Origin of the sequence: Pontibacter roseus DSM 17521 (assembly GCF_000373265.1) — a bacterium.
Lineage (GTDB): Bacteria > Bacteroidota > Bacteroidia > Cytophagales > Hymenobacteraceae > Pontibacter > Pontibacter roseus.
Window position 1 is genome coordinate 314,374 of sequence record NZ_KB890761.1, and the last position, 21,589, is coordinate 335,962.

General features: G+C 54.7%; 22 protein-coding genes. 12 read left to right on the forward strand and 10 right to left on the reverse strand.

The annotated features are described in order from the left end of the window. Nucleotides 1-214 precede the first annotated feature (214 nt). Nucleotides 215-1,633: an FAD/NAD(P)-binding protein gene (locus B051_RS20700; protein WP_018476381.1), complete on the forward strand. Its 1,419-nt coding sequence runs from the start codon at nucleotides 215-217 to the stop codon at nucleotides 1,631-1,633. A gap of 281 nt (nucleotides 1,634-1,914) precedes the next feature. Here the strand turns inward: B051_RS20700 and B051_RS0101390 are convergent, their stop codons facing one another. After that, the gene (locus B051_RS0101390; protein WP_018476383.1) at nucleotides 1,915-3,771 is read right to left on the reverse strand and encodes an ABC transporter ATP-binding protein; all 1,857 of its coding nucleotides are present in this window, start codon (nucleotides 3,769-3,771) and stop codon (nucleotides 1,915-1,917) included. Nucleotides 3,772-3,961: 190 nt separating this feature from the next. On the opposite strand from B051_RS0101390, the gene B051_RS0101395 reads away from it, so the two are divergent. The 4 genes from B051_RS0101395 (at nucleotide 3,962) to B051_RS0101410 (ending at nucleotide 6,862) form a co-directional block, all read left to right on the forward strand. After that, nucleotides 3,962-4,900: a hypothetical protein gene (locus B051_RS0101395; protein ID WP_157578458.1), complete on the forward strand. Its 939-nt coding sequence runs from the start codon at nucleotides 3,962-3,964 to the stop codon at nucleotides 4,898-4,900. A gap of 125 nt (nucleotides 4,901-5,025) precedes the next feature. Then, nucleotides 5,026-5,856, forward strand: a complete 831-nt coding sequence (locus tag B051_RS21875; protein ID WP_018476385.1) for an energy transducer TonB — start codon at nucleotides 5,026-5,028, stop codon at nucleotides 5,854-5,856. An 18-nt stretch (nucleotides 5,857-5,874) separates the two neighbouring features. Beyond that, nucleotides 5,875-6,387, forward strand: coding sequence for a hypothetical protein (locus B051_RS0101405; RefSeq protein WP_018476386.1), 513 nt, complete (start codon nucleotides 5,875-5,877; stop codon nucleotides 6,385-6,387). A gap of 22 nt (nucleotides 6,388-6,409) precedes the next feature. Continuing rightward, nucleotides 6,410-6,862, forward strand: coding sequence for a hypothetical protein (locus B051_RS0101410; protein WP_018476387.1), 453 nt, complete (start codon nucleotides 6,410-6,412; stop codon nucleotides 6,860-6,862). Nucleotides 6,863-7,447: 585 nt separating this feature from the next. On the opposite strand, the gene B051_RS22340 is transcribed toward B051_RS0101410, so the two are convergent. From B051_RS22340 to B051_RS0101425, 4 genes are all read right to left on the reverse strand, one after another. Then, nucleotides 7,448-7,597: a hypothetical protein gene (locus B051_RS22340; protein ID WP_157578460.1), complete on the reverse strand. Its 150-nt coding sequence runs from the start codon at nucleotides 7,595-7,597 to the stop codon at nucleotides 7,448-7,450. 280 nt (nucleotides 7,598-7,877) lie between these two features. Next, nucleotides 7,878-8,927, reverse strand: a complete 1,050-nt coding sequence (locus B051_RS0101415; protein ID WP_018476388.1) for a glutathione synthetase — start codon at nucleotides 8,925-8,927, stop codon at nucleotides 7,878-7,880. Nucleotides 8,928-8,997: 70 nt separating this feature from the next. After that, on the reverse strand, nucleotides 8,998-10,848 hold the full coding sequence (locus B051_RS0101420) for a flavohemoglobin expression-modulating QEGLA motif protein (RefSeq protein WP_018476389.1): 1,851 nt from the start codon (nucleotides 10,846-10,848) through the stop codon (nucleotides 8,998-9,000). Next, nucleotides 10,845-11,660, reverse strand: coding sequence for an N-formylglutamate amidohydrolase (locus B051_RS0101425; protein WP_018476390.1), 816 nt, complete (start codon nucleotides 11,658-11,660; stop codon nucleotides 10,845-10,847). The genes B051_RS0101420 and B051_RS0101425 overlap by 4 nt, the downstream gene beginning before the upstream one ends. Nucleotides 11,661-11,840: 180 nt before the next feature. Between B051_RS0101425 and B051_RS0101430 the strand changes: the two genes are divergently transcribed. The 5 genes from B051_RS0101430 (at nucleotide 11,841) to B051_RS0101450 (ending at nucleotide 14,860) form a co-directional block, all read left to right on the forward strand. After that, nucleotides 11,841-12,020 carry a hypothetical protein gene (locus B051_RS0101430; protein ID WP_157578462.1) on the forward strand — a complete coding sequence of 60 codons (180 nt, stop codon included), beginning with the start codon at nucleotides 11,841-11,843 and terminating at the stop codon, nucleotides 12,018-12,020. A gap of 78 nt (nucleotides 12,021-12,098) precedes the next feature. After that, nucleotides 12,099-12,293, forward strand: coding sequence for a hypothetical protein (locus B051_RS0101435; protein ID WP_018476392.1), 195 nt, complete (start codon nucleotides 12,099-12,101; stop codon nucleotides 12,291-12,293). Between the two features lie 48 nt (nucleotides 12,294-12,341). Further along, nucleotides 12,342-13,427, forward strand: a complete 1,086-nt coding sequence (locus B051_RS21880; RefSeq protein WP_018476393.1) for a rhomboid family intramembrane serine protease — start codon at nucleotides 12,342-12,344, stop codon at nucleotides 13,425-13,427. A 286-nt stretch (nucleotides 13,428-13,713) separates the two neighbouring features. Beyond that, a complete protein-coding gene (locus tag B051_RS0101445; RefSeq protein ID WP_018476394.1) occupies nucleotides 13,714-14,442 on the forward strand; it encodes a head GIN domain-containing protein in 729 nt (242 codons plus the stop codon). 151 nt (nucleotides 14,443-14,593) lie between these two features. Continuing rightward, nucleotides 14,594-14,860 carry a hypothetical protein gene (locus B051_RS0101450; protein WP_018476395.1) on the forward strand — a complete coding sequence of 89 codons (267 nt, stop codon included), beginning with the start codon at nucleotides 14,594-14,596 and terminating at the stop codon, nucleotides 14,858-14,860. 70 nt (nucleotides 14,861-14,930) lie between these two features. Here B051_RS0101450 and B051_RS0101455 read toward each other — a convergent pair whose 3' ends face one another. From B051_RS0101455 to recF, 5 genes are all read right to left on the reverse strand, one after another. After that, nucleotides 14,931-16,307 carry a M20/M25/M40 family metallo-hydrolase gene (locus B051_RS0101455; protein ID WP_018476396.1) on the reverse strand — a complete coding sequence of 459 codons (1,377 nt, stop codon included), beginning with the start codon at nucleotides 16,305-16,307 and terminating at the stop codon, nucleotides 14,931-14,933. 85 nt (nucleotides 16,308-16,392) lie between these two features. Further along, a complete protein-coding gene (locus B051_RS0101460) occupies nucleotides 16,393-16,950 on the reverse strand; it encodes an acyl-CoA thioesterase (protein WP_018476397.1) in 558 nt (185 codons plus the stop codon). A gap of 77 nt (nucleotides 16,951-17,027) precedes the next feature. After that, nucleotides 17,028-17,351 (reverse strand): DUF721 domain-containing protein, encoded by a 324-nt coding sequence (locus tag B051_RS0101465; RefSeq protein ID WP_018476398.1) that lies wholly within the window; start codon nucleotides 17,349-17,351, stop codon nucleotides 17,028-17,030. Nucleotides 17,352-17,399: 48 nt separating this feature from the next. Beyond that, nucleotides 17,400-18,329: a COG2958 family protein gene (locus B051_RS0101470; RefSeq protein ID WP_018476399.1), complete on the reverse strand. Its 930-nt coding sequence runs from the start codon at nucleotides 18,327-18,329 to the stop codon at nucleotides 17,400-17,402. Between the two features lie 36 nt (nucleotides 18,330-18,365). After that, entirely contained in the window at nucleotides 18,366-19,472 is a 1,107-nt protein-coding gene (recF, locus tag B051_RS0101475) for a DNA replication/repair protein RecF (RefSeq protein WP_018476400.1), read from the reverse strand. Between the two features lie 132 nt (nucleotides 19,473-19,604). Here recF and pdhA point away from each other — a divergent pair, with 132 nt between their 5' ends. Continuing rightward, a complete protein-coding gene (pdhA, locus tag B051_RS0101480; RefSeq protein WP_018476401.1) occupies nucleotides 19,605-20,651 on the forward strand; it encodes a pyruvate dehydrogenase (acetyl-transferring) E1 component subunit alpha in 1,047 nt (348 codons plus the stop codon). A 117-nt stretch (nucleotides 20,652-20,768) separates the two neighbouring features. Continuing rightward, entirely contained in the window at nucleotides 20,769-21,482 is a 714-nt protein-coding gene (locus B051_RS0101485; protein ID WP_018476402.1) for a tetratricopeptide repeat protein, read from the forward strand. Nucleotides 21,483-21,589 lie beyond the last annotated feature (107 nt).

Consider the following 21,589-nt stretch of genomic DNA (forward strand, 5'->3'; position numbering starts at 1 on the left):
CGCTCCTATAGAGCTTGCGTGACTCTTGCCTTTCGGAAACGTATTCTCCGATACCGAATCAACCCTGGCAGCTAACTGCCGTAAAATCAGGTACTTTTTGGTTCGTGTTGCCGGTTTTGCTTGTAACGGACTGCTCTATCCTCCCATGCACAGGCGCCAGAGTGTAGGCCTGGCCTGTCTGGCGTAAATGTATCTGTTCCCAAACGTATCATGTATGACGATTGCGATTATAGGAGGGGGCCTGAGCGGCACTCTGACAGCCATACACCTTCTCAACCGCGCCTCTGGCGGCACTACCGTCTACCTGATAGAGCAGGACAGGTATAGGATGAACCGCGGCGTCGCCTATTCCAGCCAGTTGGCTTTCCAGCCACTCAACGTGCCCGCCTCGGCCATGAGCCTTTTCCCAGACAAACCGCAGGATTTCTACGAGTGGATTCTGGAACATCAGCACCGGTACAAAGGACAGTTGAAAGGCACGGTAAGCGCAACAGATTTTATCTCACGCTCTATTTTCGGCGATTACCTGAAGGCCCGGCTGCAGGACGCGGAATCAGGCGCTGCAAAAGGAGTGCGGCTCGTCAGGATTTATGACGAGGCGACTGCAGTCCGGAGGGAGGGAAAGGCGTTTCAAATCACGTTTAGGAGCAATGAAGCGATAACGGTAGAGAAAGCAGTCTTGGCGCCTGGCAACTTCCCGCCGGGGCATCTGCCTATACCTACCCAGGCATTCTACGGCAACAGCCGGTATGTGGCGTCGCCCTGGGCGGCCAAGGGCCTTTCCGATTTGCCGGCCGACGCGCCGGTGCTCCTCATTGGCTCGAGCCTCACGATGGTGGACCTGGTAGGCAGCCTGCAGGCACAGGGCCATAGAGGCAAGGTATACGTCGTGTCGCGGCATGGGCTGCTGCCGCAGCCGTTCGATGTGAATACGCCGCCATACCCCAGGCTGGCTATTCCGCAAAATGCCCCCTTGTCTGCCCTGGATTTGTTCCGCTTCGTCAGGAATGAGATAGGGCAAGCCGTCGCGAATGGCTATACCTGGCGGAGTGTGCTGGATGCGATGCGGGAGGATATACCGGCTATCTGGCAGGCGCTGCCGACACAGGAGAGGGAGCGCTTCCTGCGCCATATCCGGCCTTACTGGGAAACACACCGCCACCGCATGCCCGCCGCTTCCTATGACCTGCTCCAGCGCCTGCAGGCACAGGATAAGCTGGAGGTGCTGGCGGCCACCTTGATTGATATGCAGGATACAGGCGATGCGGTTCTTGTCACCATCAAAAGAAGAGGAGAGGCTATCCAGGAGAAGCTGGCGGTATACAGAGTCATCAACTGCACAGGCCCGCAATGCGACTTCACAAAAGTAGAAATGCCGCTCATGCGCCAATTACTGGCAGATGGCCTGCTGCAGCCTGACGCTTTTCGGTTGGGGTTGCTCACGTCGCACAATGGCACCCTGCTGGATGAGCGAGGCACACCCATCACCGGTCTGTTCACGCTGGGGCCACCGCGGAAGGCGATGCTATACGAGTCCACGGCGCTGCGCGAGATACGCCAACAGGCCCGGGAACTGGTGCAGGAGCTGCTGCAGGGGGACAATGCACTCCTCAGAGCTGTTCAGGTAGCCTGATACTGCTCTGGCCAACAGCAGCAGGTATAGCCTGTATAGGAACAGCATGCTTCAGTAATGCAGATTCAGAAATACGGACCGTGCCAACGCCGCCTAAACCGGTACACATTGCATAGCCTATGGGAGAAGACCTGCTTTTGATTTTTCTGGCCATCCTGAGCCTCACGTCGGTGGTGCTGATTTGGCATTTCATGGCCGAAGATGATTCTGTCGATTGAACCCAGCCAACGTTCAGGGCCCGCATGCGTCACAACTGGTATAGCGCATGCCCCCAGCTATACCTACAGATACCCTTTTGCCTGCAGCGCAAACAGCTCGGCGTACTTGCCGTTCTGGGCCAGCAACTCCTCATGCGAACCTAGTTCCTTCAACTGCCCCTGCTCCAGAAACAGAATGCGGTCAGCCATGCGCACCGTGGAGAAGCGGTGGGAGATGAGCACGGCGGTCTTGCCCGCAATCAACTCCGAGAAACGGATGAACACCTCATGCTCCGCGCGTGCATCCAGCGCCGAGGTAGGCTCATCCAAAATAAGCAGCTGCGCGTCACGCATGTAGGCCCGTGCTAATGCCACCTTCTGCCATTCCCCACCCGACAATTCCACGCCTTTGTTGAAGCGCTTGCCCAGCACCTGCTCGTACCCATCGGGAAGGCGCTGTATCACCGGGTCTGCCAGGCTCTTCTGCGCCGAGCCCTGTATGCGCTCTTTGTCGCTGATGTTGCTGATTTGCCCAATGGCGATGTTGTCGGAGGCCGTCATCTGGAAGCGCACATAATCCTGGAAGATAATGCCCACCTGGTGTCGCAAATCGTTGAGGTCGTACTCCCGCAGGTCGATTCCATCCAATAGTATTCGCCCCTCCGTGGGTTCGTACAGCCTTGCCAGCAGCTTCACCAAAGTGGTCTTGCCGGCTCCGTTCTCGCCCACCAGCGCCAGTTTCTCCCCGGCCCGCAAGTGGAAGGAGAGGTGGCGCACTGCCCAGCGCTCGCTGTTGTGGTACTTGAAGCCGACATCCTCGAACGTGAAGCCTTCCTGGATGGGCCGCGGCACTTGCAGTGGGTTGGCAGGCGGCGTAATCTGAGGCTGCAGCTCCAGAAAGTCGAAGAGGTCCTGCAGGTATAGCGCGCTCTCGGCAATCTGAGAAAAGCGCGTCATGATGCCCTGCAACAAACCGCGCATGCTGCTGAAGGAGCCCGCCAGGAACGTGAGCGTACCCACGGTGATGGCGCCTGCCACGGTCTGGAACAAAATGAAGATGTAGGCGCCGTAGTAGGCAAGCGTACCCAAGGCGGAGAGGGCGCTGCCCCACACCGCCCGCCGCACAATCAGTCCCTTGTTCAGGTCGTAGTAACGGTCAGAGAGCTGCTTGAAGCGGCTGGAGAGGAAGCCCGAAAGGTTGAAGGTCTTGATTTCCTTAGCCGTCTCGTCGCTGGCGCCGATGTAGCGCAGGTAGTCAAGCTCGCGACGCTCGGGCGTCCAGGAGCGGGAGAGGGAGTAGGTGCGTTCGTTGAAGTGCGTCTCGCCCAGGAAGGAAGGAATCACAGCCACCAGCAGGATGAGGATGAGCCAAGGGTTGAACGCAATCAGACCCACCGCCAGAAAAGCGATGGTGACCATGTCCTGCAGTTGCGAGAGTACCTGCGACATGAGCACCACCCGCGTCACCGTCTGCCGCCGCGCCCGCTCCAGCTTATCGTAGAAGGTGGCATCCTCGAACTGCGCCAGGTCCAGCTTGGCGGCGTGCTCAATGAGGGCCACGGAGGTTCTGTTCGAGAACAAATCGCCCAGCAGGCTGTCGAGCAGGGTGATGCCGCGGTTAATCAAATCAGAAACGAGGGCCAGCCCCAGTTCCACGGCCACCAGCAGCCACAGGAAACTCAAATCCCGCTCGCCCGTCACGTCAATCAGCCGGATGACCTCATCAATAATCAGCTTGCCCACATAAAGCATGGCCAACGGCAAAGAGGCCTTAATCAGGCGCAGCAGCATGTTCCCGACGGTCATCGCCTTGCTCGTCTCCCATATCAGCCGGAAAAACTTGGGCAGGTTCCGCAGGGCGCCCATCTGCTCCCGGAAGCTCTTCTTCTCCTGGTTGGCCTTGGAGGAGGCCGCTCTTGCTCCTTTTCTGATAGAATCCATACGCTATTTACGTGCCTGTTCCGGCAATAGCTATACCTGCCAGCGTGCACATTGTTCACGCCGCTATACCTGCCGCTGCACGCTTGAATATAGTATTTCGCTATATTTATTCACGGGCAGGCAGCAACAGACGCAATGCTGCACGATGTTTGAGGTCCAACCGTTCATCATCCACCCTGACAACCCGAATATGAAAAAACACTTACGCATAACCCTGTCGCTGACAGCCCTTTTGCTGGCAGGTTGCACCAGCGACTTCTACCCGGCCGTGGACGAGCGGCTCACCACTCTACCTGTGCAACCCCATAACAAGGAAGTGGAAGTGTTCTTCGCGGGGGAGTGGCCGAAAGAGGAGTATGTGAAGCTGGCTGCACTAGAAGCCCGAGGCGGTGAGAGCACTCCCTACATCACCTTGATTAACGACCTGAAAGCCAGAGCAAATGCCCATGGAGCCGATGCGCTGGTGGTGCAGGGGAAAGGCCACATCACCGACGTGCACTCCTCCGCCGACCATATGGTGAGCACCACAGCCACCAGCACCCTGACAGGTATAGCCATCAAGTACAGAAAGAACCTGGACCTGGGGCTGATGCCTAAGTTGCAACACATAGAACTGTATGATTCCAAAGTCCAGGCTTTCAAGCCACTGCTGAACCTGCAGCTGGGCGTAGGGGGCGACATCACAGGAAAAGAAGAACTGCTCCAGAATGCCTTTAACTTCTACAAGGTATACGTGCAGGAGTACACCCCGCGCAACCTGTTGCAGGAGCACGGCCGCAATTGGCAGGAGCGGCGGCAGGAAGGCTTTGTTGTGGAGCGGCAGCTATCCTTCGACGGCATTTTGCAGAAGCGCATGCGGTTCAACTACAACGCGCACCGGCAGTTGCAGCAGGTGGTTATAGAAAAATCGGGCAGGCAGCCAGAGGAGGTGCAGTATACCTATAATGAGGCCGGGCAGCTCACAACGCGCAGCATCAACCGGGATAAGAAGCCATACCTGCGCGAGGACTATACCTACGATGCGGACGGCAAGGTAAGCGAGGTGCAGCTTCACATCGCCACGAAGAACGGGCAGGAGCCGCTGCTGAGAAGCACCTTCGCCTACTACACCTGGGAAGAAATCCGATAGGTTATACCTGCCAGGCCAACGTACGGTACTTCTTTTTCGGAGAGGCTATACCTGTGTGCTGTCGTAGTGTGGAAAGAATCTATATATTTAGCCTGCAATATCAGGATATAACTATTCAACAGATTTTGAAAGCGAAGAGAGTAGCGCAGGCGGTGCTTTTATTGGCCGCATTTGTTGGTTGGACCTCGGCACAGGCGCAGAAGCAGGAGCTAAGGTATGTGAACGAGAGGTACAAGGAAGTAGCCAAAGAGGAGGCCCGCTTCTTCGAGCGGATAGACATCCGGGCCGATGGCACAGCGGAGATTTCCCGTTATACCATAGACAGCACCTTGGTAAACGTCACCAACTACAAAGATTTCGAGAAAAACCGGGAATGGGTGTGGGTGAGGTCTGGTCCCTACAAAGTGTGGCACCCAAACGGGCAGCTGGCGAGCGAGGGGAACTACATCAACAACAAGCAGGAAGGCGCCTCTACCTCTTGGTTCGAGAACAGTCAAATCAAATACAGCAGCTTCCACCGGAATGGTATGCTGGAAGATACGCTGAAAGGCTATTATGAGAACGGTGCCTTGCGCAGGCTGGAGGTATACGCGACTGGCAAAATGCTGAAAGGGGAGGTGTTCGCACCGGATGGCACCCCGCAGGCTTTCTACCCATCGCAGGAGTTGCCCCAGTTCCCGGGAGGGGAGGCAGTGATGCTGAGCTACCTTTCCAGCAACATCAAGTTCCCTAAATCAGCTCGCAAGGCGAAGGTAAACGGCTTGGTGGTCATCTCGTTTGTGGTGGAAAAGGACGGGAGCATAAACAGGCTGGAAGTGGTAAAGCCGCTGCAAGCGGATGCTGACGCCGAAGCGCTGCGCGTGGTGAACAGCATGCCCAGATGGCAGCCCGGAAAGCAGGAGGGTGAAGTGGTTCCGGTTTCCTATGTGCTTCCTATTCGGTTTTCATTCAGATAATTATCAACCCATATACCTATGAAGAAGCCTCTGCTTGCCCTGCTGTTTACCATTGGCCTAATCTATACCTCCTTCGCCCAGGCAAAAGTGCCGGCTGAGGACGTCGCCACCATAGAGGCCATCACGGCTGCCGGCCTGAAGATAATCTCTGGTCCGAAGGGGCAGAAGCGGGACATGGAGCAGTTCAAGGCGCTTTTCCTACCCGATGCCCAGATGGGTGGCGTGTTCCACCGGGGCGACAGCAGCTTTGTGCGCATCACCACCGTGGCTCAGTTCGCGGAGCGCAACGGACCTTTTTATGAGCAGAATGGCTTTTATGAGAGCCAGCTGGGGCTGCGCATCGAGCGCTTTGGTAACCTAGCCACCGCCTTCCAGACGTATGACACTCGCTATACCCCGCAAGGGAAGGTAGAGGCCCGTGGCGTCAACACCTACCAGTTGGTGTATGACAAGGGCCGCTGGTGGATTGCCAGCCTGCTCTTCACCCCCGAGACGCCGCAGCAGCCTATACCTGAAAAGTATCTGAAATAGGATTTCAGCAGTATAGTACCGTATGACGCGGTACCTGTTCTTCTTCCTGACCGGCTTTGCCCACGCCCTCATCATCCTGCTCTACTTTGATTTGTCGGGCGAGGACGCCTTGTTCTACCGCACAGTCGGGTTGGCGGGAGCCGTTCCATTGTTCGCGCTGGCTTCGTGGCTGACGCTGTTCAGTATGCGGGCCGGTGCCGCAGTTGCCTCTGTCTGCCTGCTTGTGCTGCTCTACTGGAACGTGGCCGCCGCCCAACAAACGCTGCAGTGGGGCGCTTCCCTTGACACCATCTTACTGATGATACACGTGGTGCTCGGGGCGCTGGCCTTGGTGGCCTTCATCACCAGCCTCCGCTATACCTTCCGGAGCAGGCTCTCCTGGCTGACAGGCACACCTAGGCCCAGCTATGTGCTCAAAGTGCTGCTGGCCGCTATACCTGTCACAGTAGCCGTAGCCTATTTCCTGTACGCCTGAAATGAGAAAAGCCCCGTCAAAATGACTGGGGCCTTCTCTCACCTTAAAACAAACTAATCTAAACTTTAACTAACCTTATCTTTGGCCTGCTGCGGCAGGAATTTTGACTTTGTATGATAAGCCGGCACTTGGCGGCGACAATATTTTTCAAAAAAAATCAGAGCGAGGACTTGCGGGGCTAAAATATATTTCTCATATTAGCTTTCCCAAAAATTTCCTTCTCTTAATTCGGGTGCAAAACTACGATTTTGTTTTTCTATTAAAAAGAAAAATACAGAAATATTTTTGCAATATTTCTGTATTGCTGATAGCCAATCACTTATTGCAAACCAGCACTCCTACACCATATTGTAACCGAGGTATATCTGTTAAGTGTAAGGCTTAAGTAGCGACTTTCCTGCCTCCATTTGCGCTATTGAAATTTTTCTATCAACGCCGTTTCGCCGGATTTAGGTACTCCCTTGCCTACTTGTCTTTTGCAAGTTGCTTATACCCATAAGATAGGCATTGTAGTAACAGCTAAAGCACTGCACCCCTTATGGATTGACCCGCCCTGCTCCCTCTTGAGTAGGGACTCCTACTGCACTAACTGTCATTCCTGCGTTCTGTCATTTCGACGATAGGAGAAATCTTATACCCGACGGGCCGCACATCCAGCGCCAGCGCAGATGCGGCTTTTGTCAGTATGGCGAGGAAGGGAACAGAGGAAAACGCCAGGTATAGATTGTCCCGCATGTCTCACCGCTGGTTACCGCTGCGTTCGCACCGGCGGTGGCTGTGGTAACAGATTCCTCCTATCGTCGGAATGACAGAACGTGTATGGGGATGACCGGGTCCAACCACCCCTGCCCCTCCTCGTCATTTTCGAGGGCCCTACCCCCAGGCGGGGAGTCTGCCTTAACTGCTGGTAAGGAATAGGCGTAGTAGTAGCTGCTGCTAATGACCGATGGGAGGTATAGCAAGACATACTTATAACCACTACTATGCAAACTGCCAATGGCTGCAAGCCTGCTTCCTATATCATCGCAACAGTCTTGTTATCTATCTGGACGCCGTACGTCTTCTTGTAGTGTACTTTCCGTTCCAGTGTCTCGATGATGGGCACCGAGAAATCCACGCCTTTCATCTCCGTGATATCAGACAGTCCGCCGGGGCTGAAGACGTTTATCTCCATCAACTTGTCGCCCACAATGTCGAGGCCTACCATGAACATGCCGTCTTGGATGAGTTTGGGGCGCACCAGCTCCACCAGGTCCAGCATGGTCTGGTCCACCTCCACGGCCTGCGCTGAGCCGCCCGCGTGCATGTTGCTCCGGATATCGTCTTTGGCACCTACGCGGCGCATCGCACAGTACTTGCCCTTGTATTGCAATGCCTCGCCGTTGACCACGAACAGGCGCACATCGCCTTCAGAGGCCTGTGGCAGGTACTCCTGCGCAATCACGTAACCGTCGCGGCTGATGGCCTCCACTATCTGGTTCAGGTTGGTGGCGTCGTTCTTTTTCACCATGAACACGCCGGAGCCGCCGGAGCCCTGCAGGGGCTTGAGGATGATGTTGTTCTTTTGCTCGCGGAAGAACTCCTTTATCTCCTCCTTGTCGCGGGTGATGAGGGTGCGGGGGCGCACCGCCTCCGGGAAGTGCTGGAAGTACATCTTGTTTACGGCGTCGGAGAGCGAGGTGGGGTCGTTGAGCACAATCACCCCGTGGCGCAGGGCCAGCTGCCCGAAGATGATGCCGGCGTTCTGTGCCCAGGCCCTGCCTTCCCCTTCGGCGGAGGGGTCGTTGCGCAACATGAGCACGTCCAGGTCGGGGGCGGTCACACGTACGGTGATGGCTTTTTCGCTCTGTATGGCCTCCAGGTAGGTGGCCGGCGATTTGTACTTATGCTTGGGGTCGGCTTGTACGGCAGTGGCCCCCATATAGCCGTCGGGATAATAGGCCAGGTCACCTACGCCCATCAGGAAAACGGTGTGTCCCAGGTTGTGCATGCATTGCGCCAGGAAGATGGTGGCATAGCCAGGGCCTTCGGTCTTTATGTTGTTTACTACGAATCCAATAGTCATGGGTGCTGGAATGGTATGTGAGTGTTTTGATTGAATGATTGGTGGTTGAAGGAAGTTGTACCGGTTTCCGTCAAATAAGGTTGAATACTGATACACCCGCCTTCAGTTTGTCGAGCTTTGGTTTCACGGCAGGGTCCAAGAGGTAGCGCGGCTTGATGGGCACCGGCCGCAGCACGTTGCGGTATATCAGCTCCTGGATAATCGGGATGTACTCCTGCCGGATTTTGCCGATGAGGAGCGGCTCCAAATCGTTGCCCTCCTTGAGGTACTGCAGCAGGTGCACCAGCCCGCGCAGGTATACGGCGTCTTTGGTGAGACCGCCGCCGCGGTGTACGCGCATGGTCACGTCAAAGGCCGTCTCCTCGTCGAAATGGTGCTGTTCCCTCAGGCGCTGGAAATTATCCGTGAAGCTGCAGCCCTGGATGAGGTGATGCACCGCCACGACGCGGGCAGCCAGTATGCGGAGCCTGTCCTGGTCGAGTCCGCCCACCAGATACTCGCTCAGCACGGCCAGCCCTTCCTGCAGCTCCTCGTAGCCTGGTACGCCTACGTACAGCTGCTGGAGGGGCTGTGCCTTGCCGTTGTAATAGGTGAGGATGTGGGTGCCCACCTCATGCTGTATGAGCGCCTGCGCCCGACTGCGCGGTATCTTAGCCTCCGTGCCTATGTTGAGCCTGCCTTTGGAGACAATCAGCCCTACGATGTCCTTGCGTATGTCCACTCCAGAGTCGAGTGGCGGATATTGGCTCCGGAGAAAAGCGATTTCCTGTTCGGCCAGTGCCGCGAACTCCGCTACAGGTATAAGCGGGGCGTCTTCGTCGCGTGCGGGTTCCGGCAGGGCGGCCAGTATACCTTCTGCCAGCTTCAGCAACTGCTCATCCACGCCCCCAAACAGCTGCAGACTGCTGTAGAGGAAGTCAGGTGTATTGCGGTCGGCAAGCATGGTCAGCATTTTGTCCAACTCGTGGCGCTTGTCCCGGAACAGAAAGGCCAGGGTAGGGTCCTCCACTTTCTCGATGGGGATGTTATAGAGGCGGCGCTTGAGCAGGTCAGCATCTATGGGCATCAGGCGGTAGCGGAAGGAGGGGACCTGTTTGAATTTCTTGCTTTTGAATTCTTCCCATGCCTCTTCCGCATTGACGGGCGTGACCAGCAGCAGGAAACGGAATTGGTCGCTGATGGCCGTCAGTTGCTTATCGATGCGCCAGACGGCAGGCACCACGGCTTGCCGGCCAAGCGCCTGGAAATGCTTGGGTTGGTGGCTCGTCTGTACCCGCACAAAGTCGAATACCGCCTTCTTGATAGCGTTGGAGACACTGGCGCGGAGGGTGCGCAGGAGCAGGGGGTATACCTGGCCGCTGCCGCTTTGCCGGTACACGGGTTGCAGTTCCAGCCCAAGCATGAGGCAACTCATCTGTTTCAGTTCCTCTTCGCTCAGCAGGCTGCCAGGCCCCTCCAGCAGCGCCTGGTTAGAGGCAGTGGCCACGGTGGCAGGTATGTAGTTTATCTTTATTTTCAACAGCTCCTCTTTGAGCACGCGTATGGTGGCGGGCAGCGCCTGCTCCGGTCCCAGCACCCGGAACGTGGGGCTATCGGCGGCGGCGATGGCCGGTGCTGCGAAAATCTCCAGCACCAGGAAGGCCCCGAACTCATCTGACATGGCCTTGGCTATCTCCCGTATCAGCGTCCGCAGCTCCGGTGTCTGTCCTTCCTGAGCGATGATGTAGGCCGCCTCTGCCTTCACAAAGTTAGCAGTGGCGTGGTCTGGGGCGCCACTTGGGTGGCGGAACAGGACAAGGAAAGGCAGGGGTCTGTCGAGGTGCACCAGCCCGCCTTCCGGTAGCCGGCGGCGCACCTTTTTCCCCTTCTTTAGGCTGCGGACTATGTCCTGGATGAAGCTGTCGGAAATGGAGTCAGTCATAGCGAGAGCGTTTGACAAACCCGCTCACGTGCCGCCAATACCGGTTGTATGGTGCTTTGCAGGGCCTTTTTGATTTCCTGTACCTGGTTCTCATCTGGCGTTCCCGTCCATTCGTCCATGAAGAACTTCTTGAACTCGATGGAAATCGCGCATACCCGGTCAGGGAAAGTGTCGTGTAGCCAGCGCATGAAGTGGCCGCCCTCGAACTTCACGTTCTCACGCACGTCGAGGCGCCGTCCCTGGTAATCGTAGCCCTGCAGGGTTTGGGTGAAGGCATCCACCACCGGTGCCCACAGCTGCCGGTTCATGTTGCCGGTGCCCAGGTTCACTTCGGGATTTTCCTTTGGGTCAGCCTCGGGGCCTTCGGCACCTTCACGCTTGTGGTTGTAGGTATGAAGGTCGTACACCACCAGGCAGCCGTGCCGGTCTATAGACTTTTGCAGCATGCGTCTCACCGCCTCATAGAACCGGTCATACTGCGCCAACGACTCCTCGACCAGTTTTTCCGGCAGTTCGTCCTTCCACACCTGCAGGCCCCACGCGTCTTCGGGTTTGCGGTAGATGGCCTTGTGGCGGGGGCGGTTCAGGTCCAGTTCGAAGCGGGAGTTTAAACCTATTATCTGGTTATCGGTTATACTTGTCCAAGTGGCTGTAAAAGGGTCCTCCTCGCGGAGCCGGTCCTGCTCAGACAGGGCGCAAAGGCTGTTGACGTTGTCGCGGATGCTGTGCCCATCGTGGATGGCAGTGGCTACCAAGGGGCTTTCTCCCTCATGGATGATGAAGTAGGAGCTGGTTTGGTCTGTTTCAGGCATTGGGTTTTTGGTAGGGTGTACCCGATAAAGAGGAGGAAGGTTATCGGGCACTCGGCAGAAAAGCCTCTGATATACTTGCAGAATAAACCAGAATGCCTAACTTTAAAATACCATAACTAATTTATAAACTACCAAGTATAGCGATATATGAATTTTGCACCACACCTGTAAAACATGCCTATGCGCCAATTCTACAAAAATACGCTTTACGCCACCCTCGTATTCCTTCTGATGGTGCTGATGCAATACCTGCGGCTTGAGGCAGTGTCTGTAAACAGCCTGCTCTCGTTGGGTATGCTGTACGGCACAGGTATAGCGGGAGCCGCGCTGGGCAGCTCGCTGATTGCAGACGCCAAGTAGGAGAACAGCCGCCACCTGCCTGTGTGCCTTGGTTTGTGAGGAGCAATCCCTAACTTTACCAAGAGTACGAAACAGCAGTTGGAAAACAGATACGCAGCAGCCGTCTCCGGAAAAGGGGACGCGGAACTGCTACAGATACTGCGGGAGCGCGCAGGCTATGAGGCAGAGGCCATACTAGCCGCAGCGGACGAAGCAGAGCGAAGAAACCTTCCGGTCCCGAATCTGGGGCATATAAAGCAGGATGCCCTGCACCAATACACCCTGCAGCAGTAGGCCGAGGCGGAAGCCGTGCCATCAACCTCCACTTCCTATTCCGATAAAATGAACTCCTTTTGGGCGTTTTTCGTGCCGCAGCGGCACTACTTCATCACGCCCATCCTGATAAATCTTAACTTGTTGGTATTCGTGGCGCTGGCCCTGACTGGCGTGCACGTGCTATCCCCGGAAGGGGAGGACCTGGTGGCGGCAGGCGCGAACTTCGGCCCCTATACCTTGACCGGTGAGTGGTGGCGGCTGTTCAGTTCCATGTTTCTGCACATCGGCCTCATACACCTGCTGGTGAACATGTATGCCTTGGCCAGCATTGGCGGGGTGCTGGAGCCGCTGGTAGGGCGAAAGCAGTTTACCATGGCCTATATCCTATGCGGTCTGGCGGGCAGCCTGGCCAGCCTGTGGTGGGACCAGCAGCGCATAAGCGCCGGTGCCTCCGGGGCCATTTTCGGGATGTTTGGCATGTTCATGGCGGTGATGCTGCTGGAGCGGGAGATGGATTGGAAAGAGAAGAAGGGCATGGTGCTCAACATGGTGTGGGTGATTGGCTTCAACCTGCTGTTCGGCCTGCAGAGCGGCATAGACAACGCCGCCCATACCGGCGGTCTGTTACTGGGCATTGGCTATGGAAGTGTCCTGTTGCTGCGCTCGGACAGGTATATCACGCACAGCTACAGTGCGGTGGGCAACATCGTGACGGTGCTGGTGATAGGGGCTGCGTTTGTAGGTATGGCTTTTCAGGTACCTGCCTCCCAGGCAAAGTACCTGACCACGCTGGAGCGCTTCGGGGAGCGGGAGCAGGTGGCGATGGCTGTGATGCAGGACATAAAGGGAGCAGACGTTAAGGCCGATGAAGCCCGGTTCACGGGTCCGCTCGAACAAGGTATAGCGCTGTGGGACGAAAGCATAGTGGAACTGGAGGAACTGCAGGACCTGCCAGAGCACGAGGCGAAGGAGGTGGACATCTTGCTGAACTACGCCCGGCTCCGCAAAAAGTCCTTTGAGATGCTGCTCCAGGACATTCAGAGCAACGAGCCTTGGTTGAACACCGAACAACAGCAGGTACTTCTGACTATCGGCAGCTATGTGGAGGAACTGAAAAGCCTGCGCCAAGCCAAGGGAGACGCGGAGGAGTAGCAATCAACCGGAACCCTGTAATCGCATATAGGCAGGGTGCGCTGGCACAACTCCCAAACGTCTTGTGTCCCCAGTACATCTCGCAATGAAAGCCTTCCTGCCACTGACAGGCGTTGCCAAGGTATAGCCTGTCTTCTGCCGCTCCGGCAGGTATGGCTTATGGAAATCTCCATCGTAAATTTTTTTAGGGCTTGAGGCAACCATTGCCGATTTTCAGCATCTTTTAGTCAGATTCCGGTTCCAAGGCAGAGAACCCCCTCATGAAGAAACCTTAACCAAAACCACTATGAAGATTATCAAATTCTACACCACCACATTAGCCGTCCTGGTTCTGGCCCTCCTGCTGGCAGACCTGCCCGCCATGGCGCAACGGAACCAAATCCAGGGAGAAGGCGAACTCAAGTCACAGACCCGGAATGTGTCGGGCTTCAAAGGCATTGACGTGAGCGGCGGCTTCGCGGTAGAGCTCACGCAGGGCAGCCAAGAAGGCGTGCGTATAGAGGCGCAGGAGAACCTGCTCAACAACATCAAGACCGAGGTGAAGAATGGGGTGCTGCACATCTACAACGAGGGCAGCATCAGCACCAACAAGGGCATGAAAGCCTACATCACCGTCAGGGAGCTGAACAAGGTGGACATCAGCGGCGGTGTGAAGGTGACGGGCAAATCCACTTTCAAGGCCGACGCCTTTACCCTGGACCTGAGCGGCGGCTCCAAAGTGACGCTCGCCATCAACACCAAGAAGCTGAATGCCGATTTGAGCGGCGCCAGCAAAGTGGAAATCACGGGTCGTGCAGATGAGATGGTCATGGACCTTTCGGGGGCGTCCAGCGTGAACATGAGCGAACTTGAGGCCAAAACAGCCCGCATAGACGCCAGCGGCGCTAGCAAGGTGCGTGTGTTCGCGAAAGACAGACTGGACATCAACGCCTCAGGCGCCTCCAAAGTAGAATACAAAGGCAGTCCGCAGGTAAGCTCCAATGTGTCGGCTGCGGCCAAAATCTCAAAGATGTAAGCTAGTATATCTACTACCTACTACCTAATAACCGTTCAGAAAAGCAACTCCTCATAGGGTTGCTTTTCTGTTTTGCCGCCGGGCTATACCCTGTCTGTTGTGGTTCGTATAGCCTATACATGATTTCCGAACCTTTAACCAGAGCAAAACGATGAGCGAAGCTAAGAAAACAACAAACCACAAGGAGATTCAGGAATGGGCCGAGAAGCATGGCGGCGTTCCGTCCATCATCAAAGGCACCGAGAAAGACGGCAGCGGAGAAGGCCTCCTACGCATACATTTCCCCGGCAAGAGCGACAGCAACGATACCTTCGAGGAGGTCAGTTGGGAGGAGTTCTTCAAGGAGTTTGACAACAGCAAGCTCGCCCTGCTCCACGACCCCAACGGTAACTTCAACAAGTTGGTAAACAGAGACTAAATCACACTAAACAGAAGAGGCCGGTGCTATTTACAGCACCGGCCTCTTCTGTTTATACCTATGGCTATACCTAGCGCACCGGCACCGGCAGCACTGGCAGACTGGTATGGCCTTGCGCGTCGGTGGCCTGCACCGCAAAGAAATAGTTGTCCTTGGAGTAAGGCAGCGTCACTTTAGTGTCCTTCACGAAGAACTTCTTGTCCCAGGTAGGGCTGTTGGTTTCGCGCATGAGCACATAGTAACCGGTTGGTTTCTTGCCTTTAGAGGAGGCCTCCCACTGCAGGTCGGTTTTGTTCGTCAGGCCAGAGGTCAGCACGCCCACTTTTTGGGGCGCCGCAGGCGCCATACCCAAGTTCGCCATCGTGGCCAGGTTCACGGCTGTGTTCTTGCGCAGGTACTCGAAGTCCATGAACTCAATCAAGTCGCCGTACTGCTTTCCATTTTCTTTGCGCACGTCCTGGTGCTGGTGGTCGAAGTCCTCGTTCATCTCGCTCATGCGCACAGCCGCGTAGCCCTGCTGGTTGAAGGGTGTGTGGTCGCCGCCACGCAGGAAACGGTCCGGACGGTAACCTAGAATCACCTCAATCTGGTCCACATAAGCTTCTCCGGCCATTTTCATGTAGCGGGCCAGGTTGCGACTCGGGCCGTCGTTCTCAGAGCCCAGGGTGCGGCGCAGACGTGCCTGCTCTTCTGTCTCGTTGGATGGTGTGGCCTCGCTGAACACGCGCACGCGAGTATTGTCGTGTGTGCCCATTTCGGCGGAGTAGGAGTTGCCCACGATGTCGTTGTTGAGCACCGCCACCAGGTTCCAGCCTTCCTTCTTCACGCGCTCAGCCATGTGGCGGGAGCCGTACAGCCCCTGTTCCTCGCCTTGGAAAGCGACGAACACGAGCGTAGCCGGGAACTGGCGAGAAGCCATCACACGGGCCATCTCCATCACGATGGCCACGCCGGAAGCGTCGTCATTCGCGCCGGGAGCCTTGCTTTTGGCGTCCATCACGTCGGTGGCGCGGGAGTCGAGGTGGCCGCTCACGATGATGACGCGGTCGTCAGTCGGGTCAGTTCCTTTGAGTGTGGCCACCACGTTGGCCATTTCCACGTCCTGCGGGATGCGGCGGCCGTCGGCTTTTACGGTATAGCGGTCCATGTCCACGGTCATGCGGCCTCCGGAGGCCTTGGCGTATTTCTCAAACTCGGACTTCACCCACTCGCGGGCGGCGCCTATACCTGTTTTTTTGCTGGTGGTCGTGCTCAGGGTATGGCGTGTCTCAAAGTCGACCATGCGCTGCACCAGCGCCCGCAGGTTCTCCGCCGACACCTCGTTTACCATCTTCTGGATTTCATCGTCGTGGGTGGAAGGCGCCTGGGCGGCAACGGTTTGGGTCAGGTATAGCCCTGCCAGCATGCAAAGCGCCAGCAGTCGGGTGAGTTTGGTTTTGTAGGTCATTTGTGTTGGGTGAGGGTATACGTGCGTAGTAGATTAGAATGAGGTTCTAAATATAGGGAGCAATTGGGAGGAATGAAAAAGCAGCCTATACAAAGGTAAGTTTACAGCGCTCTCCTGCCAGTTTGTAGAGTTCCTGTTCTACGGCGAGCACGTTTTTGGCCTCCGTGAACTCCGATTGGTAGCGTTGGGCCAGCTCGCGGCGCTTAAGGGCCTCCAGAAAGCGGCGTGCGTCATCGCGGTCTTCCAGAATAAGGCCAGGCACCTGGGTGGGTTTGTCATCGTCGCCTTTGGCCACCATCGTGAAATAGGAGGTGTTCGTGTGCTTGACCATACCTGTCTTGACGTTCTCGGCAATCACCTTTATACCTACCATGAGCGAAGTGTTGCCCACGTAGTTGACCGAGGCCATGAGCGATACCAGTTCGCCCACCTCCACGGGCTGCAGGAAGTTAACGCCATCCACGGTGACGGTGACGCAGTAGTTGCCGGCATGCTTGGCCGAGCAGGCATAGGCCACTTTGTCCATGAGCGAGAGCAGGATGCCACCATGTATTTTGCCGCCGAAGTTGGCATAGCTCGGAATCATGAGTTCGGTGAGGGTGGTGCGGGAGTAGGAGACGGGCCGGAAATCAGGAGTAGTCATAGAGGCTGTTTAGGTATACGTGTGGTGTATACGTAGCCAGTACCGCAGAAAGATGTTCGTAGAATCAGGTATAGCGCCTACAGAAACACCACTTCTTTCACCACCTCGTCGCCCATGGTGCGGTTCAGAAGCTCCACCACCTTGCTTTTGCTCATGTTGAGTTCGTGCTTGAGCGGGGCGGAGGTGAGGCGCACAAACAGCTTCTGGTCCCGGAAGTATAGTTCCTTGGTTTTCATGGCAATGGGTTTGCCCATGATTTCCTCCCAGCGCTGCACCAGGTCCACCTCGTTGAGCTTGCCCTGCAGCCGGTACGCCTTCAGCAGCCCTTTGATGCTGTCGCCAATGGTCTGCACGTCGGCCTTTCGCTTCGCAATCTCCTCTTTCTTCTTGTAGTAGCGCACGGGGGTATGTTATGGATGAGTGAGTGATTTTTATAATGATAATATAGTTTAAGAAACGCTCTTCGCTATCCTTTTTACTAGCTCTTCGGATTCAAGTATCTTATCATACTTTTCCTTCCGAATCTCTCTACTAGTTATATCAACTTTAATCCTTTTCAAGAAGTCTTCAAAGTCTTTATTCATTGCTAGCTTATTGATAGTTTCCCAATCTAGGTTTTCTCTGAACTTTGCTGGGAGAATGATTTCCGTAGAATTTGGGTCTTCGATATTTAATTTGATAACACCAATTCCAAAAGCGGAAGAAAGCCGCGTTAACTCGTTCATAAAATCCTCATCTTTGGAAATTTCAGAGGCAACCAAATAGCCCTCGTTTGCCCACGAAGAGTTTGAAACGGTTTGAAAAAAGCTTTCTCTTAAATTAGAGAAGCTCAATTGTCTCTTGAGTTCAAATGATAAGATTCGTATAGATATGTTGCCAATTGCAGAACTAAGTTCTAAGACATGGTTTTTCCATTCATCTATAGGAAAGTAGCACCCAACGATGTCAGGGTGAACCCATTCGCCGAACTCCTTTTTCCCAGATGTTGAATGATTAATTGTTTTTGTATAACATCTTAAGAAAAAGAAAGCATAGTAAGTAAGAAATGCGTGAAGGTCCTTTTCTAGATATGAAGATTTGTATGGTCTCTCTAAAGGCACATTCTCTTGAATATCTTCGTACTTCTTCAAATCAATTTGAGACTTCAACTTCTTGAGATAAAATCTTTTAGGCCTAGTGCCTACAACATCAAAAGGTGTTTTATTATTATCCCTGGCATTGACATATATTTGAGCACCTAATGTAGCCCAAGGAGTTTTGCCATTACTGTTAAGCAATTGGTCGTAACCTTTATCAGTTGCGAATTGCCAAATCTCATTTGCTGTTAAAGGCTGCTTTTGTTCAGCTAGTACTTTTTCGGCCAATTCAATAAATGTCATCGGGATTTCTTGATTTAATAATCAATAATTTAATAGCTAATTAATCACCTTCACCGCCCCCTCCTTTACTTCAAATCTACGGATACTTTCTGAGAGGCCGGAGAGTATTTTATCTGTCCGCTCCAGGTGGGTATCGGTCAGGAAAATCTGGCCGAAGGTATGGGCAGCGACCATTTGCATGAGTTGGGTGATGCGCTTCTCGTCGAGGCGGTCAAAGATGTCGTCGAGGAGGAGGAGGGGCTTGTGGTGTTGGCGCTCGGCCATTACCTCGAAGTGAGCCAGTTTCAGGGCAATCACGTAGCTCTTTTGCTGGCCCTGCGAACCAAAGTTCTTCACCGGGTTGCCGTCCATCAGGAACACGAAGTCGTCCTTATGAGTGCCCACGGTGGTGCGCTGCAGGGCACGGTCCTTCTGTTCGGCCTGCTCCAGCAGCTGGGCAAAGTCGGCGCCGGGCAGTTGGCTTTTGTAGGTGAGCGTTACCGTCTCGCTGCTGTCCGATATGTGGCGGTAGTGCTTCTGGAAAACCGGCTCAAAACCCTTTAGGAAAGCCATACGCTCCTGCGCCAGTTGCTCCCCCAGTGGCACCAACTGCTCGTTAAGGATGTGCAGGTAGTCACGATCGTAGTAGCGGCGCTCGGCAAACTGCTTGAGCAACGAGTTGCGCTGCTTGAGGATGTAGTTGTACTGGATGAGCCGCTCCAGGTAGGTATGGTCGAGCTGTGAGATGAGGCTGTCGAAGTACTTGCGGCGCTCTTCGCTGCCCTCGCGTATTAAATCCGTATCGTAAGGCGATATCAGCACCACCGGAAACCGGCCGATGTGGTCGCTCATCTTCTCATAAGCCACTTTGTTATGCACCACAGTCTTCTTCTGGCCTTGCTTGAGGCTACACGTAACGGTATGCTTCTCCTCGTCAATCACGAAGCGGCCTTTCACCATGAAATACTCCTCGCCCTGCTTGATGTTGAGCGCGTCGGAGCTGTTGAAGGCGCTCCGGGTCATGGAGAGGTAATGTATGGCGTCGAGCAGGTTGGTCTTGCCGCTGCCGTTGTCGCCGATGAAGCAATTGATGTGAGGCGAGAAACTAATGGAAGCATCGTCGTAGTTCTTGAAAAACAGCAGACTTAGATTTTCGAGGAGCATTAGTTTCTTCTTTGATTTCTTTTTTCTTAATTTCGCATGCTAAAACCCGTCAGTAACCTGATTTGCCGCCCATTTTGGCCCGAATCACGCTGAAACGCTGTGCGGGCATTCATAACGATACAACAAATACCCATGGCTGATACGAAAGAAAAGGCAAGAGCGAAGTCGCAGAAAGCAAAGGTACAGGCTGAACCAACATTTTCAAAAGAGACTTACATGTGGTGGTATGAGAACATGAAACTCATCCGCCGCTTCGAAGAGAAAACCGGCCAGCTCTATGGCCAGCAGAAAATAAAAGGCTTTTGCCACCTTTACATCGGCCAGGAAGCCTGCGTGGCAGGTGCCGTGACAGCCCTTGAAAAAGGCGACAAATGGATTACCGCTTACCGTGACCACGCCCACCCACTTGCCCTTGGCACATCGCCAGGAGCAGTAATGGCCGAAATGTACGCCAAATCAACCGGTTGCTCCAAAGGTAAAGGAGGCTCCATGCACATGTTCGACAAAGAAGTGAACTTCGTAGGTGGACACGGTATTGTGGGTGGTCAGGTGCCCCTGGGTGCAGGCCTTGCCTTCGCTGAGAAGTATAACAAGACGGGCAAACTGTGCATCTGCTACATGGGTGACGGTGCCGTGCGCCAGGGTGCGTTCCACGAGGCCCTGAACATGGCCATGACCTGGAAATTGCCGGTGATTTTCGTGATTGAGAACAACGGCTACGCAATGGGTACCTCCGTAACGCGTACCTCCAACGTGAACGACCTGTACAAACTGGGTCACGCCTACGAGATGCCATCTGAGCCGGTAGAGGCGATGAGCGTGGAGAACGTGCACGAAGCCGTAGCAAGAGCCGCTGAGCGCGCCCGTGCCGGCGAGGGTCCAACCCTGCTGGAGTTCAAGACCTACCGCTACAAGGGACACTCCATGTCGGACCCTGCCAAGTACAGAACCAAAGAAGAACTGGAAGACTACAAAGGCCGCGACTCGATAGAGGCTGTGAAGGCGACCATCCTGCTGAACGGCTGGGCGACAGAAGAAGAACTGGAGCAGATTGACGAGAAGCAGAAGCAAATCGTGGCTGATGCCGTGAAGTTTGCCGAGGATTCTCCTTTCCCTGACCCTTCTGAACTGTATACCGACATCTACGTCGAGCCGGACTATCCTTACATAATGGACTAAACTCTAAATAATTAAGGATTAGGAATTAAAAAATGTAAATTTGATGTTCTGGTCTTGTGAGATTTGGAACAAATCATTTTTAATTCCTATTTTTGAGTTCTTATTTCAATTAAACTAATGGCAAAAGAGACAGTAAAGAAGCACAGCGAGTTTGAGGAGCTGGTAGAGAATCCGGATGTGTTGGCTGACCGCCTGGCGCAGTCGGAGGACTTTGTGAAGAAAAACAAGACCAAGCTGCTCGGTGTGTTTGCCGCCATTGCCGCACTTATCGTTGCAGGATTCCTGTACTACAACCACCGCACCACCCAGAACCAGGACGCACAAGAGGCCATGTTCCAGGCGGTGTACTACTTTGAGGCCGACTCATTGGGCAAAGCCCTCAACGGTGATGGACAGTACGACGGTTTGTTGAAGATTGCGGATGAGTACAGCGGAACCGATGCCGGCAACCTGGCCAACTTTTACGCTGGCGTGGCTTTACTGAAGCAGGGGCAGTTTGCCGAGGCGCAGTCCCACCTAGAGGACTTCAAATCCGATGACTACCTGATGCAGGCTCGTGCCTACAGCCTGACCGGTGATGCCCTATCAGAGCAAGGCAAGTACAAGGAAGCGGCAGACATGTATAACAAAGCCGCTGAGCATAACGCCAACCAGTACTTCTCGCCACAGTACCTGATGAAAGCAGGTATAGCCTACGAAGCCGCTAATGACTACCAGGCAGCCGCCAGCTCCTATGACAAAATCATCAAGGGCTATGTGGCATCTGCCGAAGTAGCAGACGCGAAAAAATACAAGGCCCGTGCCGAAATGCTGGCAGGTGGCAAAAACTGAGCTATAGCCAGGCGAATGCCTCACCCATAACAAGCGCTTTTGTCTGTCCGGCAAAAGCGCTTCTTTTTTAGCACGTAGGGCTAAATGCACATGCGCTATACCTTTGG

Coding starts and splice junctions, on each gene's coding strand:
- B051_RS20700 (WP_018476381.1), top strand. CDS start 215: ATGACGATTGCGATTATAGGAGGGGGCCTGAGCGGCACTCTGACAGCC.
- B051_RS0101390 (WP_018476383.1), bottom strand. CDS start 3,771: ATGGATTCTATCAGAAAAGGAGCAAGAGCGGCCTCCTCCAAGGCCAAC.
- B051_RS0101395 (WP_157578458.1), top strand. CDS start 3,962: ATGAAAAAACACTTACGCATAACCCTGTCGCTGACAGCCCTTTTGCTG.
- B051_RS0101405 (WP_018476386.1), top strand. CDS start 5,875: ATGAAGAAGCCTCTGCTTGCCCTGCTGTTTACCATTGGCCTAATCTAT.
- B051_RS0101410 (WP_018476387.1), top strand. CDS start 6,410: ATGACGCGGTACCTGTTCTTCTTCCTGACCGGCTTTGCCCACGCCCTC.
- B051_RS22340 (WP_157578460.1), bottom strand. CDS start 7,597: ATGCGGGACAATCTATACCTGGCGTTTTCCTCTGTTCCCTTCCTCGCC.
- B051_RS0101415 (WP_018476388.1), bottom strand. CDS start 8,927: ATGACTATTGGATTCGTAGTAAACAACATAAAGACCGAAGGCCCTGGC.
- B051_RS0101420 (WP_018476389.1), bottom strand. CDS start 10,848: ATGACTGACTCCATTTCCGACAGCTTCATCCAGGACATAGTCCGCAGC.
- B051_RS0101425 (WP_018476390.1), bottom strand. CDS start 11,660: ATGCCTGAAACAGACCAAACCAGCTCCTACTTCATCATCCATGAGGGA.
- B051_RS0101430 (WP_157578462.1), top strand. CDS start 11,841: ATGCGCCAATTCTACAAAAATACGCTTTACGCCACCCTCGTATTCCTT.
- B051_RS21880 (WP_018476393.1), top strand. CDS start 12,342: ATGAACTCCTTTTGGGCGTTTTTCGTGCCGCAGCGGCACTACTTCATC.
- B051_RS0101445 (WP_018476394.1), top strand. CDS start 13,714: ATGAAGATTATCAAATTCTACACCACCACATTAGCCGTCCTGGTTCTG.
- B051_RS0101450 (WP_018476395.1), top strand. CDS start 14,594: ATGAGCGAAGCTAAGAAAACAACAAACCACAAGGAGATTCAGGAATGG.
- B051_RS0101455 (WP_018476396.1), bottom strand. CDS start 16,307: ATGACCTACAAAACCAAACTCACCCGACTGCTGGCGCTTTGCATGCTG.
- B051_RS0101460 (WP_018476397.1), bottom strand. CDS start 16,950: ATGACTACTCCTGATTTCCGGCCCGTCTCCTACTCCCGCACCACCCTC.
- B051_RS0101470 (WP_018476399.1), bottom strand. CDS start 18,329: ATGACATTTATTGAATTGGCCGAAAAAGTACTAGCTGAACAAAAGCAG.
- recF (WP_018476400.1), bottom strand. CDS start 19,472: ATGCTCCTCGAAAATCTAAGTCTGCTGTTTTTCAAGAACTACGACGAT.
- pdhA (WP_018476401.1), top strand. CDS start 19,605: ATGGCTGATACGAAAGAAAAGGCAAGAGCGAAGTCGCAGAAAGCAAAG.
- B051_RS0101485 (WP_018476402.1), top strand. CDS start 20,769: ATGGCAAAAGAGACAGTAAAGAAGCACAGCGAGTTTGAGGAGCTGGTA.